At 69.6% G+C, this 15,270-nt stretch carries 15 protein-coding genes and 1 pseudogene; 5 read left to right on the plus strand and 11 right to left on the minus strand.

Annotated features, from left to right (window positions below):
* Nucleotides 1-13: 13 nt before the first annotated feature.
* The 5 genes from BARAN1_RS00695 to BARAN1_RS00715 all read right to left on the minus strand — a co-directional run bounded on the left by BARAN1_RS00695 (nt 14) and on the right by BARAN1_RS00715 (nt 3,260).
* Entirely contained in the window at nt 14-766 is a 753-nt protein-coding gene (locus tag BARAN1_RS00695) for a SagB/ThcOx family dehydrogenase (RefSeq protein WP_122030432.1), read from the minus strand.
* A 143-nt stretch (nt 767-909) separates the two neighbouring features.
* Nucleotides 910-1,326 carry a Holliday junction resolvase RuvX gene (gene ruvX / locus BARAN1_RS00700; protein WP_122030433.1) on the minus strand — a complete coding sequence of 139 codons (417 nt, stop codon included), beginning with the start codon at nt 1,324-1,326 and terminating at the stop codon, nt 910-912.
* A complete protein-coding gene (gene ruvA, locus BARAN1_RS00705) occupies nt 1,323-1,910 on the minus strand; it encodes a Holliday junction branch migration protein RuvA (protein WP_122030434.1) in 588 nt (195 codons plus the stop codon). The genes ruvX and ruvA overlap by 4 nt, the downstream gene beginning before the upstream one ends.
* The gene (locus tag BARAN1_RS00710) at nt 1,903-2,487 is read right to left on the minus strand and encodes a YigZ family protein (RefSeq protein WP_122030435.1); all 585 of its coding nucleotides are present in this window, start codon (nt 2,485-2,487) and stop codon (nt 1,903-1,905) included. The genes ruvA and BARAN1_RS00710 overlap by 8 nt, the downstream gene beginning before the upstream one ends.
* The gene (locus BARAN1_RS00715; RefSeq protein ID WP_122030436.1) at nt 2,484-3,260 is read right to left on the minus strand and encodes a hypothetical protein; all 777 of its coding nucleotides are present in this window, start codon (nt 3,258-3,260) and stop codon (nt 2,484-2,486) included. Before BARAN1_RS00715 ends, BARAN1_RS00710 begins: the two co-directional genes overlap by 4 nt.
* Before the next feature lie 47 nt (nt 3,261-3,307).
* Here BARAN1_RS00715 and BARAN1_RS00720 point away from each other — a divergent pair, with 47 nt between their 5' ends.
* The gene (locus BARAN1_RS00720) at nt 3,308-4,924 is read left to right on the plus strand and encodes an acetate--CoA ligase (RefSeq protein ID WP_122030437.1); all 1,617 of its coding nucleotides are present in this window, start codon (nt 3,308-3,310) and stop codon (nt 4,922-4,924) included.
* Entirely contained in the window at nt 4,899-5,336 is a 438-nt protein-coding gene (locus tag BARAN1_RS00725; RefSeq protein WP_122030438.1) for a cytidine deaminase, read from the plus strand. The genes BARAN1_RS00720 and BARAN1_RS00725 overlap by 26 nt, the downstream gene beginning before the upstream one ends.
* 7 nt (nt 5,337-5,343) lie before the next feature.
* Here BARAN1_RS00725 and BARAN1_RS00730 read toward each other — a convergent pair whose 3' ends face one another.
* Nucleotides 5,344-6,468: a hypothetical protein gene (locus BARAN1_RS00730; protein ID WP_157959341.1), complete on the minus strand. Its 1,125-nt coding sequence runs from the start codon at nt 6,466-6,468 to the stop codon at nt 5,344-5,346.
* A 108-nt stretch (nt 6,469-6,576) separates the two neighbouring features.
* Complete coding sequence (locus BARAN1_RS00735) at nt 6,577-8,700, minus strand: VIT domain-containing protein (RefSeq protein WP_122030440.1); 2,124 nt, start codon at nt 8,698-8,700, stop codon at nt 6,577-6,579.
* Between the two features lie 86 nt (nt 8,701-8,786).
* On the opposite strand from BARAN1_RS00735, the gene BARAN1_RS00740 reads away from it, so the two are divergent.
* Both BARAN1_RS00740 and BARAN1_RS00745 read left to right on the plus strand, forming a co-directional pair.
* Complete coding sequence (locus tag BARAN1_RS00740; RefSeq protein WP_122030441.1) at nt 8,787-9,617, plus strand: MBL fold metallo-hydrolase; 831 nt, start codon at nt 8,787-8,789, stop codon at nt 9,615-9,617.
* The gene (locus BARAN1_RS00745) at nt 9,614-10,243 is read left to right on the plus strand and encodes a PKD domain-containing protein (RefSeq protein ID WP_122030442.1); all 630 of its coding nucleotides are present in this window, start codon (nt 9,614-9,616) and stop codon (nt 10,241-10,243) included. The genes BARAN1_RS00740 and BARAN1_RS00745 overlap by 4 nt, the downstream gene beginning before the upstream one ends.
* Here BARAN1_RS00745 and BARAN1_RS00750 read toward each other — a convergent pair.
* Complete coding sequence (locus tag BARAN1_RS00750) at nt 10,235-10,777, minus strand: peroxiredoxin family protein (protein ID WP_122030443.1); 543 nt, start codon at nt 10,775-10,777, stop codon at nt 10,235-10,237. The genes BARAN1_RS00745 and BARAN1_RS00750 overlap by 9 nt on opposite strands.
* 9 nt (nt 10,778-10,786) lie before the next feature.
* Entirely contained in the window at nt 10,787-13,024 is a 2,238-nt protein-coding gene (gene hypF / locus BARAN1_RS00755) for a carbamoyltransferase HypF (RefSeq protein ID WP_122030444.1), read from the minus strand.
* A gap of 52 nt (nt 13,025-13,076) precedes the next feature.
* On the opposite strand from hypF, the gene alr reads away from it, so the two are divergent.
* Nucleotides 13,077-14,198, plus strand: coding sequence for an alanine racemase (gene alr, locus BARAN1_RS00760; protein WP_122030445.1), 1,122 nt, complete (start codon nt 13,077-13,079; stop codon nt 14,196-14,198).
* Nucleotides 14,199-14,289: 91 nt separating this feature from the next.
* Here alr and BARAN1_RS06825 read toward each other — a convergent pair.
* Nucleotides 14,290-14,589, minus strand: a pseudogene (locus tag BARAN1_RS06825) (hydrogenase maturation nickel metallochaperone HypA); the annotation flags it as partial.
* Nucleotides 14,589-15,233, minus strand: a complete 645-nt coding sequence (gene hypB, locus BARAN1_RS00770; RefSeq protein ID WP_122030447.1) for a hydrogenase nickel incorporation protein HypB — start codon at nt 15,231-15,233, stop codon at nt 14,589-14,591. The gene hypB and the pseudogene BARAN1_RS06825, both read right to left, overlap by 1 nt.
* Nucleotides 15,234-15,270 lie beyond the last annotated feature (37 nt).

The raw sequence follows: 15,270 nt of genomic DNA on the forward strand, positions 1-15,270 counted from the left end.
GGAGCCTGAACCGCTAGCCCACCTTCCCCACCGGGGCGAGGTAGATCGTGAACTCGTCCTCCCCGTCCACCCCCAGCAGGGCGTCCATCCTCTCCTGGTGGTAGGCACCGACCGCACACGTCCCGGCGCCGATCGCCTCGCAGGCCAGGTACAGGTTCTGGCACATGTGGCCCGCATCCATGGCGATCACCTTGTGCGAGGACACGCTGTACCGCCACTCCGTGCGGTAGGGGACGGTTGTCCACGCGAACACGACCGCCGCCTGGCCCACGAACTCCTGCCCCAGGCACCCCGCGGTAACCTTCGCCGGGAAGTCTGGATCCGAACGAAGGAATACGAGCGAGTGGTCAAGGGGGAGGTACCGGTACAGTCCCGGTGCGAGGCCCGTGACCCGGTTCACGACGAGGTACGTCTCAAACGGGTGACGCGCCCCCGCCGAGGGCACGGTGCGCAGGCTGGCCACCCCGTCACGTACGATCCGCTGCACGCCCTGGACGGACCACAGGAGGAACGTGAGCTCCTCCAGGGTGAGCGGATCCGCGGTGAACCGGCGGCGGCTGCGGCGGGAGGAGATGGCATCGCGGAGGGGAACCTCGCCCACACGAAGCGTCTGCGGATCGGGGAGCTTCACGACGGGCGCCCCGTCCGGCGCGGGCCTCTGGAGAGGGGGATGGGGGATCCCCTTCCTCTGGTCGGTCTCGATCTCCTGCGCCCTCGCCCAGGCTGTAGCCTTCAGGAACTGGCGACCAAGTGTGATTTCGTCCATCGCGCCCTCCTTCCTCTGCGCGGGTACCCAAGCTTACCCTGGACCGGGGCACCCCCGCACCGGGCGGGGACGATCCCCAATGCAGGCCTCTTTGCGGTTCCCGCGGCCCTCGCGAAGCTGGCCGGCGGGAAGAGCAGCGTCCCCTAGCTCCCCCGCTCGCGATCGAGCCACGCCTGGAGGATGAGGACGGCGGCGAGCTCGTCCCGGTGCCCTTTCCGTCTCCGGGCGGAGAGCCCCCCTTGGCGAAGGACGCGGTCGGCCTCCGAGGTGGTGAGCCGCTCGTCCACGTAGTGAAGCGGGAGGCGGGCCCGCTCCGCCACGGCCTGGGCGAGGTCGCGGGTCTTCCGAACCTGCTCCCCCTCGGTCCCATCCATGTTCAGGGGGAGGCCGACCACGAGGGCCCCGGCGCCGGTAGCATAGGCGAGGCGGGCGAGGTGCTCCGCATCCGCGTTCAGGCCCTGGCGTACGTAGACCCCGCGGCCGTGGGCGATCGTCCCCGTCTCATCGGAGACAGCGATCCCCACCCGCCGATCCCCGATGTCGAGCCCGAGCGCCCTCATCCCTTGGCAAGCAGGGTAAGGGCGCGGCGGATGAGCTCCTCCACCGAGGCATCCGGGGATTCTCGCACGAGCTTCTCCACCGCCCGCCGCGCTTCCGTCTCCGGGAACCCGAGGACCTTTGAGGTGAGGGCCTTCACCACCACCTGGGCCTTCTCCGCCGCAGGGGACGGCCCTGCGGGGGCCCACGTGGCGAGCTTCTCCGAGAGCTCGACCATCACCCGCTGCGCGGTGCGCCGGCCGATCCCCTTCACCCCGTCGAGGGCGGAGAGGTCCCCCTGGCGCACCGCTGCGGATAGCTCGGCGGGGGGAAGGGCCGACACCAGCCGGAACGCAAGCTTAGGCCCTACCTGGGGCACGGAGAGGAGGGTCACGAACATCTCCCGCTCCTCCCGCGTCGCGAACCCCCACAGCTCAATCCCATCCTCGCGCAGGATGAGGTGGGTGAGGAGCCGCACCTTGTCGCTCGCCCGCAGATCGTTCACCGTCCGGGCGGGCACTGCCACCCGCAACCCCACCCCCCCCACCGCCACCACGAGGAACTCCTCCCCCACCTCGGCGATCGGCCCCTCGACGAACTCAACCATCGCTGACCTCCCTCACCTCGCCCCACGGGAAAGCGGCGGCCTGGAACAGGGGAGCATTGGCCTCGGGGAGGACGAGCTCGATCTCCGCGCGGTCGGTGAACCGCTGGGAGAGGACACGCCCATCGTGCCTGCGGGCGAGGGAGAGGAGCGCCCCGACCGCCCCCGGCTCGGCAACAACGCGCAACCTCCGCGAAGGGACGAGAGGACGGACGCCCGCCGCAACGAGGGCCGCGCGGGCCGCATCGCGGTACGCCCGGGTGAGGCCTCCCACCCCCAGCTTGACCCCGCCGAAGTAGCGCACCACCGCGACGAGGACATCCCCCAGCTCCTCGCCCTCAACAAGGCTCAGGATCGGTTTGCCCGCGGAACCGGGTGGCTCCCCATCGTCGCTTCCCCGACCCGCGCCGGATCGGAGGCGGTACGCGTACGGGATGTGGCGCGCCGCGTGGTGTTCCCGCCGGAGCCGCCGCAGGGCCTCCTCCACCTCCTCCGCCGTCGTGACGGGGAGGGCGGCCGCGAGGAACCGCGACCTCTCGCGGACGAGCTTCGCCTCGGCCGGCCGAAGGATGGTGTTCATCCCACCTGCGGGGGCGGCTCGGTCCGGGCGAGGGTTGCGAGCTCCGCGAACGCCCGTCGGACCTTTGGCTCCTCGCCCACAAGGAGGAGGGTCACCGCCCCCGCCCCTGGCCCGACTCCCCCGCTTGCGAGGTGCGCGGCCCGCACCCCATACCGGAGCGCGATCGCCTCGACCTCGGTCACGACCGTCCCCACGAGCGGGCACAGGCCCACCGGCGACCCGGTGGCCTCGTCCACCCTTCCGATCCCCACCTCGCGGGCGAGGTCGGCCACGAAGCCGTGGATGGACTTGGCGCACGAGATCGGGATCACGATCTCCACCCCCCGGGCGAGGGCGGGGACCGCGAACTTCCCCACCGTGCCCCCGGCGGGGGAGGCCATGAACACCCCGCACACGCCGGCCGGGTCGAGGACGTTCGCCCCCTTAATGAGGACGTCCCCCCCACGAAGCTCCCCGAGCGCCTCGTCCGGGGAGAGCTCGATCGGCTGGCCGCGGCGGAGGACGAGGGGCGTCGCCTGCCGCTCCGCGGGGAGCGAGGCGAGCGTGTCTCCGATGTACCCCGCGCAGAACCTCTCCCGCTCGATCCCCCGGCCGAGGAGTTCCTCGGCCACGTAGCCGTTCGTCGTCCCGAGGGCCACGACGACAAGCCCCTCCCGGAGGGCGCGCTCTACCGCCGGGAGCTCCGCCACCCCCCGTGCGATGAGCCGCCGCGCCGCCCCTGGCGGCAGGACAACGATCGCCCGATATCCGGTTGCGTCCCCATCCCCGTGCATGCTATAACACTAGCCAACGAGGTTGACTTCGGCAAAGGAGTGATCGGATGGTCTTCACACGCGAGGAGTACGAGCGCGAGCGGCGGGAGTTCCGGTGGGACATCCCCGTGGGGTACACGATCGCCGGGGCGGTGGACGGGCATGCCCGCGCCCACCCGGACAAGGCATGCGTCCTGTGGGAATCGGAGAAGGGCGATCGGCGGACGATGACGTGGGGGGAACTCTCCGACCTCTCGAGCCGGTTCGCTTCGGTCCTGATGGGGCTCGGGGTGAAGGCAGGCGATCCGGTGATGCACATCTTCCCTCGCCTCCCAGAGGCGTTCGTCGCCCAGATCGGGACGTTCAAGGCAGGCGGGGTGGCCGTGCCCGGCACGGACATGCTGCGCGCCAAGGACATCATCTACCGTGCGGAGACGGCCGGGGCGCGCACCGTGATCGCCCACGTCTCGGCGATCGGCGAGGTGGAAGAAGCGCGGGGCAAGTGCCCGCTCGAGCACTTCATCCTCATCGGCGGGGAGAGGCCAGGGTGGATCTCGTTCGAGAAGGCGCTAAAGAACGCCCGGCCCGCGGATCCCGTCCCCCTCACCGCGAACGACCCCCTCACGATCAACTTCACCTCCGGCACCACCGGGAACCCGAAGCCGGTCATGCACCGCCACCGCTGGCTGTATGGGCACTCCCGCGTCACCGCCCGCTACTTCTGGGGGGCGAACCCCGACGACCTCATCTGGGCCACCACCGCCCCGGGCTGGGCGAAGTGGTACTGGGCGCCGATGGGGGTCGGCCTCACCATCGGCTGCACCCAGCTCATGTACCACGGAAGGTTCGACGCCGAGCGCTACCTCGACCTCCTCGCCCGCTACCCGGTCACCAAGCTCTGCGCCACCCCCACCGAGTACCGGCTCCTCATCCAGGTCCCGGACCTCAGGAAGCGCCAGGTAGCGCTCGTGGACGCCGTGTCCGCGGGGGAACCCCTCAACGCGGAGGCGATCGGGGTGTTCCGCGACGCATTCGGGATCACGATCCGCGATGGGTACGGCCAGACGGAGTCCGTGTGCTTGGCCTGCAACCCGCCGGGCCTGCCGGTGAAGCCTGGTTCGATGGGCCTCCCCACCCCAGGCCCCAACGCAACCCCCATCAACGAACAGGGGGAACCCATCAAGCCGGGCGAGATCGGGGAGATCGCCGTCCCAGTGGGGAACCCGGGGATCTTCGACGGGTACTGGAAGAACCCTCAGCTCACCTCCCAGGTCCTGTCCGGAAAGTGGTACCGCACCGGGGATCTCGTGCGCTTGGACGAAGATGGGTACTTCTTCTTCGAGGGCCGGGCTGACGACGTGATCAAGGCCTCCGGCTACCGGATCGGGCCGTTCGAGGTCGAGGACGCCCTCGTCTCCCACCCCGCCGTCGTCGAGGCGGCGGTGATCGGAGCGAACCACCCCGTGCGGGGCCAGATCGTGAAGGCATTCGTGGTCCTCGCCACGGGGTACCAGCCATCGGAGGCGCTCGTGGCTGAGCTCCAGGATCACGTGAAGAAGGTCACCGCCCCCTACAAGTACCCGCGGGAGATCGAGTTCGTGGCCGAGCTCCCCAAGACGACGAGCGGAAAAATCAAGCGCGCCGAGCTGCGGCGGCGCGATGCTGAGCGCAGGATGGGGGACTGACGAGGAGGGAGAAGTGGACGAGGCACGGCTTGTCGCGGCGGCGGTGGAGGCGCGGAGGAGGGCCTATGCCCCCTACTCCGGGTTCGCGGTAGGGGCAGCCCTCCTCTCCACGGGGGGGAAGCTCTTCACGGGGTGCAACGTGGAGAACGCGTCCTACGGGCTCACCGTGTGCGCGGAGCGGGTGGCCCTGTTCAAGGCCGTGTCCGAGGGGGTGCGGGAGTTCGCGGCGATCGCCGTCGCCTGCGGGGACTCCCCCTGCTCCCCCTGCGGGGCGTGCCGCCAGGCCCTGTACGAGTTCGCCCCCAACTTGAAGGTGATCCTCGCCGATGGAGAGGGGAGGAGATGGGAGGCGCTGCCGCTCTCCTCTCTCCTCCCCAAGGGGTTCGGGCCCGCCGACCTGGCGGGCGGATGACCCACAGCTAGAGGATCTTCATCGACGCGGACAGGTTGAAGTCCACCGACCACCCGGTCTGCCCAGGGGCCCTGCTCACCGAGAGGCCAACCCCGAGGTTCGCCTGTCCGAGGGTGAACGCGAGCTGGACGTGGGCCGACACCGAGTCCGCCGAGTCGCGATCGCGGGGTTGCACCCGCTGGAGCGCGAGGCCCGCCTGGAGGGAGGACGTCGCGCTCAGCGCCTGCTCGTAGGACGCGGTGGCGCTCAGCGTGTGCTCGTTCACGATGTCAAACGGCCCGGTGGCCACAGCGCGGAGCAGGATTTGGGCATCGGGAGTGGGAGCGTGCGCGGCGTCGGCGGAGACGGTGACAACCAGGTCCTGCTGCCCCCCGTAGGGGTCAACGAGCTCGTAGCCGAACCCAGCCTGAAGGGCCCACCCACAGTAGCGCTGCGCCGCGGTGGAGAGGATCTCGTCCTCGATCGCGAGGACCGCCCGCGGGTCAACGGAGGCCCCGGCCGCACCCTCGATCAGCACCACCACGGCCGCGGCAAGGTCCTTCGCCGCCTGGAGGGCGTCCTTCCCCTCAGCGTACTCGGCCCAGCGGCCGATCTCGTGGGCGACGTCGAGGAGCGTCTGGTCGGGGAGGGTCCGCGCGATCACCTTCCGGTCCAGGAGGAGCTTCTGGATGCGGAACGCCTTCGCGAGCGGCGTCACGTCGGCGAACCGGCCGTAGCCCGCGCCGAGGGTCAACGTCACCCCCGGCTGGGGCTGGCCGGTCGCGTAGCCCGCGTTGAACCCAGCAAACCCGAAGAAGGGCTCACCGGAAACGAAGTAGTACCGGGCTGTCCCCGCCCCCTGTGCGGCAACGCTCGCCAGGCCCAGGTTCACGAGCCCCAGTTCGCCGAGGCCGGTGAGGCTATACCCAAGGCCAGGGGAGTCGAAGAGCTTGCTCAGGCTCATCGTGGCCCGGCCCGCGTTGACATCCACCCCAGGCGTGGCCACATCATCGAAGTAGCGGTACGTCCCCGTGACCCAGAGGCTCGTCAGGTCCGTCTGCGGGGGTCGGTAGTCGCACAGCCCCACGGCCCCGAGGGCACCCACCCCAACGAACGCCACACCCACCACGGTCGCCACTGCGATTCTCATCATCCTATGATCCCTCCTCATCTGCGGTTCGCCGCAGATGAATTCCATTATACACAACAGGAGGGGGCAAGCGAAGGAACCTGTGCCCCACAGAACCGCGCGATATCGGGTCTAGCCCTGGAACTGGGCGCGGACCTCCGGGGTGAGCTCGGTGACGCCCCCCTCCCCGATTCGCACCCAGGCCGTCCCAAGCTTGAAGATCACTTTCTCCCCCAGCGCCAGGATGGGGCCGATCTCCGGGAACCTGTCCAGAAGGGAAAAGTAGGCGTCGCTGAGGTAGACGATATTCACCGTCGGCGTGTCTTCCTCGTAAGTGCTCTCCTGCCAGACATCGTCCACAAACAAGAACACCCGGCCCCCGACCTCGCGGACGTAGTCGGCCCTCTGCGCGGCCTCGGCCTCGGCGAGGGACTTCGTGGCCTGGGCGGCGCCGACTCCTGCAGGCCCGGTCGGAACTGCCATCGCCAACGGGTTCACGTACGCCGCTGTGCGCTCCTCCTCCCGCACGAGGAACGAGGTGTAGGGGGTGGCGATCCCGTACTGCGTGGCGAGCTCGATGATGATCGGCTTCAGCTCGTCCTCTGTCTTCTCCTTGAACCGGATGAGGTTGAGGAGGTGCCCGATCTTCCGCGCCGCCCACAGCCGGGGGAGGGAGCTCGCCTCGGTGGCTGCGGCGGTGAACTCCACGTTGTAGGTGAGGACTACGTCCTCCGGCCCTCGCTCGCCCGTGAGGACGATCGTCGCCGGACCGCTCCCGGTGTACCGCCCGAAGAGGGCAAGCTGGGACCCGTAGAAGAGGTCGGGGAGCTGCACCGGGTAGAGGTCGGACACTTCGCCGCCGTCCACCTGTAGCGCGAGGTCGGCCAGCGCTGGCGCGGCGATCTTCGTGTAGAAGGACGACAGCGCGAGTTCCAGGCTCTCCCCCGGCACCACGTACGTCGTTGTGCCGCGGTTCTGCTCAGCGAGGAGGTCGAGGAGCTGGGTGTTCACGTCGTAGCCCACCCCGAACGCGAACAACCGCGATCGGGACGTGTTTGCGGCCGTCACGTCGCGAACGATCGTGTCTGTCACCGTTTTCCCGGCGGTGGGAAGGCCGTCGGTGAGGAACAGGACGTACTGCGGCCGATCGGCCGGTTGGAGCCACTCCATCGCCTGGAGGAGGGACTCGTGGATGTTCGTCATTCCCCGCGCGGTGAGCTGGCGCACCTCGCGCTGGGCCGCAGCCACGTTCGCTGCACTTGCCGAGACGAGACCGGAGGTGAGGCCGAGGATCTCGTGGTCGAACGCGACCACGCCGAAGCGGTCCTCGGGAGTGAGGCGCTCGAGGATGAACGCGGCTGCATCCCGTGCCTGGACCATCTTCTCCCCCTCCATGGACCCCGACCGGTCGATCACCAGGACGAGGTCCTTAGGGAGGGGAGCGAGGTCACGAACGGCGGGCGGGGTGACGAGCACGAGGAAGAACCCGTCTTCGTCGTCGGGCTTGTAGGCGAGGAAGTCCAACCCGACGCCCTCCCCGGTCAGGGAGTAGTAGAGGATGAAATCACGATCGGGCAGAACATCCTTGTCCACGTAGAGCGCGCGGGCGCTGGTGGGCGCCTCGCGGCCAACGATCACGGGGTGAGTCGGGGAGTACACGCTCCCCACGGGCCGGCTCGCTTTCACGACGACCTCGACCTTCACTTCCTCAAGCGGCTTGGCCGAGAACCGCTCGGGGGACAAGGGATACCGGTAGCGGAAGAGGCCGCCCTCGGGGGAGAGGAGCTCCACGTATTCGAGGGCGATCCGACGCGTCTCCCCAGGCTCGATCGGGAAGATCCGGGCCCGGAACGCCCCCTGCCCGATGTACTCGAGGAGCGCCGGGTCGCGGGCCTGGCGGAGGTAGGAGAGGTAGATCTCCCGTGCCTCATCGGCGGGGAGAACGCCCCCGACCACCGGTTCGCCGTCTACCCACAGGGTGAACTCCTGGATCACCGCTCCCGAGGGAAGGGGAAAGACGTAGGTCCCCTCGACCGGGAACTCGCCATCGTTGCGGAACGCCTGGTCCACCTTGGTGGTGGCCACACCGTTCTCGATCGTCACCGTCACGTGGTGGTAGACGATCGTGAGCCAGCGCAGGGGGGGACCGGGGATGTCCGGTCGCGGGATGGGGACGATGATCCCATCCGCGAAGCCGGGTACGAGCGGCGCCAAAATCGCCACCAGCGCGACAATGAACCCCAACATTTTCCGCATGCCAACCACCTCCCAGCATGGGGATCTACACGGCGGGAGGCCCGGCGGTTACATCGGCTGGCCCTTTCCGGTTAGCATCGAAGGCCATGGGGTACGTGAAGTTCCTCGGCACGGCGGGGGCGCGGTTCGTCGTGGCCCGCCAGCTCCGGTTCTCGGCCGGGACGTGGATCGAGCTCGGGGGGACGCAGCTCCTCCTCGACCCCGGCCCGGGGACCCTCCTCCGGGCCCGTCGGTCCCGCCCTCCGCTCGACCCCGCCAATCTCGCCGCAATCCTCCTCTCCCACAAGCACCTCGACCACTCGACCGACGTGAACATCATGGTCGAGGCGATGACCGATGGCGGCTACAAGCGACGAGGGGCACTCCTCGCCCCGTCCGATGCGTTGGAGGGCAACGATCCGGTGGTCCTTCGGTACGTCCGCCCGTTCCTAGAACGGATCGAGACCTGGAAAGAGGACCACAAAATCTGCGGGGTGAGGATCCGCCCCGTGCCCCACGCCCACGGGACCGTGGAGGCGTACGGCCTCGTGCTCGACTCAACGGAGGGGAGGGTCGGCTTCGTCACGGATTGCCGCTTCGCCTCCGGCCTCGCCGCGCACTACGCGGGGTGCCATCTTCTCGTCCTCAACGTCGTCCTGAAGGACTGGAAGCCGGAGATCGATCACCTGTCCCTCCCCCAGGCGGGGGAGATCATCGCCGCCGTGAGGCCCAAGGTTTCCGTCCTCACCCACTTCGGGACGACGATGCTGCGGGCGAACCCGCGCCTCCTCGCGGCGGGCCTCGCCGAATCCCTGGGGATCCCAGTGATCGCCGCGAGCGATGGCCTGACCGTGGAAGCGGCGGAGTGGGGGGGAACCCCATCCCACTTGTCGGCCGCGGGTGATCAGGCAGACAATGGCAGCGGAGGTGGACGATGAAGCGAGTTTTGTTCACGGTGTTGTTGGGGGTGGGCCTCCTCGCGGGAGGGTGTTCTGAACCTCAGCTGGGGAAACCACCGGTAGCGGGCCTGTGGTACAACCCGTGGCGGGGAGAGGTGCCGCTCCTCGTCACGTTTGTGAGCCAATCTCAGCCGGGTGATGGCCAGATCGTGGGCTACCACTGGGACTTCGGGGATGGGTCCGTGAAGGAGGGAGGGGCAACGGTCACCCACTGGTACACGCGGGAGGACACGTTCTACCCCACCCTCACCGTGACCGACGAAGCGGGGCTGACGGCGACCACGCGCGGCGTGGTCGAGCCCGGCGTGTCGTACCCGCTCGACGTCGTGGAGTGGAGCGCGGAGGAGGAATCCTTCGGCCAACGGGTGGTCGGCCGAGTCAAGAACATCGGCGACCGCACGATCAACGAGGGCCGGGTGGTCGTTCAGTTCAGGGACAAGGACTGGATCGTCGTCCAGGAGAGGTCAAAGATCCTGGGCGACCTGGCGCCGGGGGCCGAGCAGATCTTCGAGGTCACAACCGCCCTCCACCTGAGGGAACTAGGAGCGCCCCACCACACGATCTACACCGAGGTCATCCATCGCGACCATCCTCTGTCACCGTAGGTCGGCGGGAGCGGGGATCGCGATCCCCGATTGACGGAGGACCTCGAGGAGGTGGTCGAGGTCGCGGATCATCACCGCCCACACCCCGGCCACCTCTCCCTGTTCGTTCACGAACGCGGTGAACGGGTAGCGGAGGTTGTCCGCGAGCTGGTAGCGACGGGTGACGGCGGCGCCGGGATCGTAGACGATCGGGAACGTGATCCCCCGTTCGGCGACGATCGCCGCCACCTCGGGCCACCTCTCCGGGCACACCCCCACCACCGCGACCTCGCTCCCGTAGAGGCGGTGGAACTCCTCCAGCACGACGAGGTCGTGCTTACATGCCCCGCACCAGGTGGTCCAGAATGCGATCACGATCGGCTTCCCAACTGCACCGGCCGTGGTGAAGTCCCCGCGGCCGGACAGGGAGAATGGCGGTGCCTGTTGCCCAACGATGGGGAAGGTCCCTTCGCCGGGGCGGCCCCCCGGCGGGGAGAGGAGGAGCCCGGCCCCGAGGAGGATGACGAGGACGAGGCCCACGAGGCGGAGGTCCATGGCCTCAGTCTACCTGGGGTAGGAGGCGTGGACGAGCTGGCCGAACGCGAGCCCGCCGTCCCCTGGCGGGACGAGGCGGTGGGTCACCAACCGAAGCCCCGCCCCCTCAACCTCCCCGCGGACTGTGGTCGCAATCGCGTCGTTCACCGCCACCCCGCCGGTGAGGCCCACCGTGGCGATCCCCCGCTCCCGGGCGGCCTCGATCGCCAGCTCGGCGAGGCCGCGGGCGAGGGCCGCTTGGGCCGTGGCCGCGAGGTCGGCCTCGCTTTTCCCCGTGGAACGGAGATCGGAGAGAGTTCGGAACAGGTGCACGGTGTCGAGGATCCGTCGCCCGGCGAGCTCCCGCACCGCCAGGGGAACGGGATGGACATTCCCCCTCCGCGCCGCGGCCTCGAGCCTCATCGCCGGCTCTCCTTCATACGTCCGCTCCCGCACGATCCCCAGCCACGCCGCAACCGCGTCTAGGAATCGCCCCGCACTCGTGGTGGAGGGGCAGTTCACTCCCCGGTCGATTTGGAGCCGCACCGCATCGAGTTCGACGGGGGAAAGGCCCGCTTCCGCGGGGTCGAGCCCCGCGGCGAGGAGGTAACTGGCCGCCATCCGCCCTGGGCGGAGGGTCGCCCGGTCCCCCCCGGGGAGGGGGAGCGGGCGGAGCGAGCCTATGCGTTCCCATTCCCCGCCGCGCCAGGCGATGACCTCCCCCCCCCACGCCTCCCCGTCCGTCCCATAGCCGTACCCATCAGCAGCGATCCCCACCAGCTCCTCGATCCCGTGCTCGGCGGCGAGCCCCGCGACGTGGGCGACGTGGTGCTGAACCGGGATCGCCTCCCCCAACTCGAAAGCGAGGCGGGTCGTGGCGAACCGGGGGTGGAGGTCGCACGCGATCTTCTTCGGAAGGGGAAGAGAAGTGAGGTGGAGGAGGTGATCGAGCGCCCTGCGCAGGAACTCGAGCGTATCGAGGTATTCCGTACTACCGATGTGCTGGGAGAGGTAGGCCTTGCCGTGGCCGTAGAGGGCGAAGGCCACGTTGAGGTCCCCCCCCAGGGCGAGGAGGGGCTCTTCCCCGAGGTCGAGGGCGATCGGCTCCGGGACCCAGCCCCGCGACCGGCGGAGGAAGGTCGGGGCCCCGCCCGTGAGGCGCACCACCGAGTCGTCACAGCGGGCGACAATCCGCCGGTTGTGGAGGAGGAACCCGTCGGCGACCCGCGAGAGGTCGGCCAGGATCCGCTCATCCGCGATGAGCATCGGCCGGCCTGGGTAGTTGGCGCTCGTCATCACGAGCGGGAACGGTAGCCCCCCCAGGAGGAGGTGGTGGAGCCCGGTGTAGGGGAGCATCACCCCCACTGTGTCCAGTCCCGGGGCGACCGCGGGGGCGAGGGAGCCCCCGCGGAGGGGGAGGACGACGATCGGTCGCCGAGGAGAGCGAAGGAGGGCCCATTCCTGGTCCGAGGGGGAGGCGAACGTGGTCAGCTGGTCCTCCCGAGCCATGAGGGCGAACGGCTGGCCGGGGCGGCCGAGCCGCCGCCGGAGCTCGGCCACAACCTCCTCCCGCGTCGCATCGCAGGCGAGGTGGGTTCCGCCGAGACCCTTGATCGCCACGACCTTCCCCGCCTGGAGGGCCGCCTGGGCCCGCCCGAGCGGGTCTGCGGCCTCATCGCGGCCGCCTTCAATGTAACGCAGCTCTGGGCCACAGATCGGACACGCGATCGTCTGGGCGTGGTAGCGGCGGTCGAGCGGGTCGCTGTACGCGCGCTGGCAGTCCGGGCACATCCCGAACTCGCGGAACGCCGTCCGCGGCCGGTCGTAGGGGAGGCCTTCGATCACCGTGAACCGGGGGCCACAGTCGGTACAGCTCGTCGCCCAGTACCCGTGGAACCGGCTCCCGGGATCAGCGATGTCCTTGAGGCAGGCCACGCAGGTGGCGACATCGGGCGGGATCGTCCCGCTCCCTGTTCCTCCATCCCGAGACGGGACGATCCGGAACCCGTCGCTCCCGTTGGGGGGGAGGTCCGCCTCCTCCAGGCGTTCGATCACGGCGAGGGGGGGCGCCGAACCGCGGAGCGCGGCGGCGAACCGGGCAACGGAGGCTGGATCCCCCTCGACCTCGATCTCCACCCCCGCGTCCCCCAGGTTGCGCACATGCCCGGCCAGGCCCTCGCCGACCGCGGCGCGGTACACGAACGGGCGGAATCCCACCCCTTGGACGGTACCCGTGACGTGGATCCTCTTCCGCACGCGCTCGGCCATCGAGGGACGAGTATAGACGTGGCCACCCCCTCTGTCCCCCCGCGGGCGGACGATGGAGGTTGGACGGGCGGAGGGTGAGGGGTGGAATAGAGGGCACATGGTGCGGGCCGAGGTGGACACGGGGGTGGTGCGGGGGAACCTGGAGCGGCTGCGGGGATGGCTCCCCCGCCGGGTATCCATCCTGTTCGTGGTCAAGGAGGATGCCTACGGCCATGGCCTCCTCCCCGTGGCCCGCGCTGCGCAAGGGATCGTTGACTGGTTCGGAGTCGCCTCCCTCCACGAGGCCCGGGCGCTGCGTCGCGCCGAATTCAAGCAGCCGATCCTCATCATGACCCCGCCCGTCGGCCCGAGCCTCGTCCAGGCGATCCGTGAGGGGTACCACCTGCCGCTTGGCGACAGCGGGATGATCCCCGAGCTCGAGGCCGCCTCCGCCCGCGCCGGCCGGCGGGCCCTCGTCCACATCGAGGTGGACACGGGGATGGGGCGGTTTGGCCTCCTCCCCGAAGAGGTGGATCAGGCCCTTTCCGTGATCCACCCCGGTCGGATCGAGGTCGCGGGGGTGTACTCCCACCTCTCGTCGGCGAACGGCCGGTCTGAGGAGGACCTCGAGTTCACGCGGGCTCAGGTGTGGTGGTTCCGCCACATCCTCAAGGAGTGGGAACGGCAGGGGATCGAGATCCCGTGGCGACACCTCGCCAACTCCGCCGCCGTGCTCGCGTTCGATGAGGCGACCGCCTCCCCCCTGAACATGGTCCGGGTGGGGACCGCAGCCTACGGCTACCCCGAGGGGCCGGTGGCCCCGCCGGTGGAGCTCATCCCTGCGGCGCGGGCGTGGACCGAGATCGCGGCGGTGCGGGACCTCCCGCGGGGGTGGCCAGTGGGGTATGGCCGGGGGTACGTGACCCCCGGTGCGGCGCGGGTGGCGATCCTCGCCGCCGGGTACGGGGACGGCCTCCGGCCCGAGCTCAGGCGGGTCGTGATCCGCGACCAGGCGGCGAGCCTCGTCGGGAAGCTGGGGATGGACAGCGTTGCTGCTGACGTAACGGCGATTGAGCGGATCCGCCGCGGCGACCGGGCGCTCCTGTTCGGCCCGGGCGTATGCGGACATGAGGGCTGGATCTGCCCCGTCCTCGTCCCCGTCCTCCTCTCCTCCCACCGCCGCTGGACGGGCTAGCCCTCGACGCTTCGCTGCCATCGTCCACGGACAGGCCGACGATGGCGAGGTCGCGCCCCTCGATCACCTCGGCCCGGCCCGCGCAGCGGGGACAGGCGAGCACGGGCACGGCGAAGTGCCACCCCTCCTCGCTCACGTACCTCACCGGCCCCTCGTACCCGCACCCCAAGCAGCGCACCTTCACCGGGATCCCCTCGATGCGGAGCTCCGACCCGGCGACTTCTGTCCCGTCCGTAAGGATCCGCCATGCTTCGGCCAACGCCTCTTCGGAGAGGATGAGGAGCTCCCCTTTCCGCACGTGGACTTCCCTCACCCGCCCGGCCACCGGGTGCGCGCGGAGGTACTCCGTGAGCCCGGCGAGGAGGGCATCGGCGAGCGAGTACTCGTGCACTAGAGGCCGAGGGAGGCGAGGAGCTCGTCCACCCCCCGGCCGCTCCGGGCGTCGGTGAGGACGACCTTCCCCTGCGGGTTGAGGCGGCGATAGTCGTCCACCAGGACCATCGGATCCACCCCCACGAACCCGGCCAGGTCCACCTTGTTCACGGCCACGACGTCGGTCTGGGTGAAGATCTTGGGGTGCTTGCGCACCATGTCGTCGCCCTCCGTGACGGAGATCACCACGAGGTCGCCCGCGGTGCCGAGGGGGAAGTCCGCCGGGCACACGAGGTTCCCCACGTTCTCGATGAACAGGACATCCACCTCCGCCAGCGGGAACCCTTCCAGGGCATGGCCAACGCGGTGGGCGTCGAGGTGGCAGTCGTCCCCGGTGTTGAGGTTGGCGGCAACGAGCCCGGCCGCGACGAACTTCTGGTGATCGTCATCCCCAGCGACGTCCCCGGCGATCGCCCCCACCCGCACCCCTTTCTCCTTCAATCGCTCCGCGAGGCGGAGGATGAGGAGGGTCTTCCCCGACCCGATCGCCCCCATCACGTTGAACGCCCGCACCCCACGCTCCTGGAGGAGCTTGTAGTTGTAGGACGCGAGCTCGAGCTGGTGCTTGAACACATCTTGGGTCCCCACTCGGATGTCGTGCATACGAACCCGATGATACCCCCATCGGGGGAGGACGCCG

The organism is Candidatus Bipolaricaulis anaerobius (assembly GCF_900465355.1).
Classification (GTDB): Bacteria; Bipolaricaulota; Bipolaricaulia; order Bipolaricaulales; family Bipolaricaulaceae; genus Bipolaricaulis; species Bipolaricaulis anaerobius.

Bases quoted from the DNA above. Each gene is read 5' to 3' on its own strand.
- ruvX (WP_122030433.1), bottom strand. From the start codon at position 1,326: ATGAGGGCGCTCGGGCTCGACATCGGGGATCGGCGGGTGGGGATCGCT.
- BARAN1_RS00725 (WP_122030438.1), top strand. From the start codon at position 4,899: ATGCTGAGCGCAGGATGGGGGACTGACGAGGAGGGAGAAGTGGACGAG.
- BARAN1_RS00695 (WP_122030432.1), bottom strand. From the start codon at position 766: ATGGACGAAATCACACTTGGTCGCCAGTTCCTGAAGGCTACAGCCTGG.
- hypF (WP_122030444.1), bottom strand. From the start codon at position 13,024: ATGGCCGAGCGCGTGCGGAAGAGGATCCACGTCACGGGTACCGTCCAA.
- BARAN1_RS00710 (WP_122030435.1), bottom strand. From the start codon at position 2,487: ATGAACACCATCCTTCGGCCGGCCGAGGCGAAGCTCGTCCGCGAGAGG.
- BARAN1_RS00750 (WP_122030443.1), bottom strand. From the start codon at position 10,777: ATGGACCTCCGCCTCGTGGGCCTCGTCCTCGTCATCCTCCTCGGGGCC.
- BARAN1_RS00720 (WP_122030437.1), top strand. From the start codon at position 3,308: ATGGTCTTCACACGCGAGGAGTACGAGCGCGAGCGGCGGGAGTTCCGG.
- BARAN1_RS00735 (WP_122030440.1), bottom strand. From the start codon at position 8,700: ATGCGGAAAATGTTGGGGTTCATTGTCGCGCTGGTGGCGATTTTGGCG.
- BARAN1_RS00715 (WP_122030436.1), bottom strand. From the start codon at position 3,260: ATGCACGGGGATGGGGACGCAACCGGATATCGGGCGATCGTTGTCCTG.
- BARAN1_RS00745 (WP_122030442.1), top strand. From the start codon at position 9,614: ATGAAGCGAGTTTTGTTCACGGTGTTGTTGGGGGTGGGCCTCCTCGCG.
- hypB (WP_122030447.1), bottom strand. From the start codon at position 15,233: ATGCACGACATCCGAGTGGGGACCCAAGATGTGTTCAAGCACCAGCTC.
- alr (WP_122030445.1), top strand. From the start codon at position 13,077: ATGGAGGTTGGACGGGCGGAGGGTGAGGGGTGGAATAGAGGGCACATG.
- ruvA (WP_122030434.1), bottom strand. From the start codon at position 1,910: ATGGTTGAGTTCGTCGAGGGGCCGATCGCCGAGGTGGGGGAGGAGTTC.
- BARAN1_RS00730 (WP_157959341.1), bottom strand. From the start codon at position 6,468: ATGATGAGAATCGCAGTGGCGACCGTGGTGGGTGTGGCGTTCGTTGGG.
- BARAN1_RS00740 (WP_122030441.1), top strand. From the start codon at position 8,787: ATGGGGTACGTGAAGTTCCTCGGCACGGCGGGGGCGCGGTTCGTCGTG.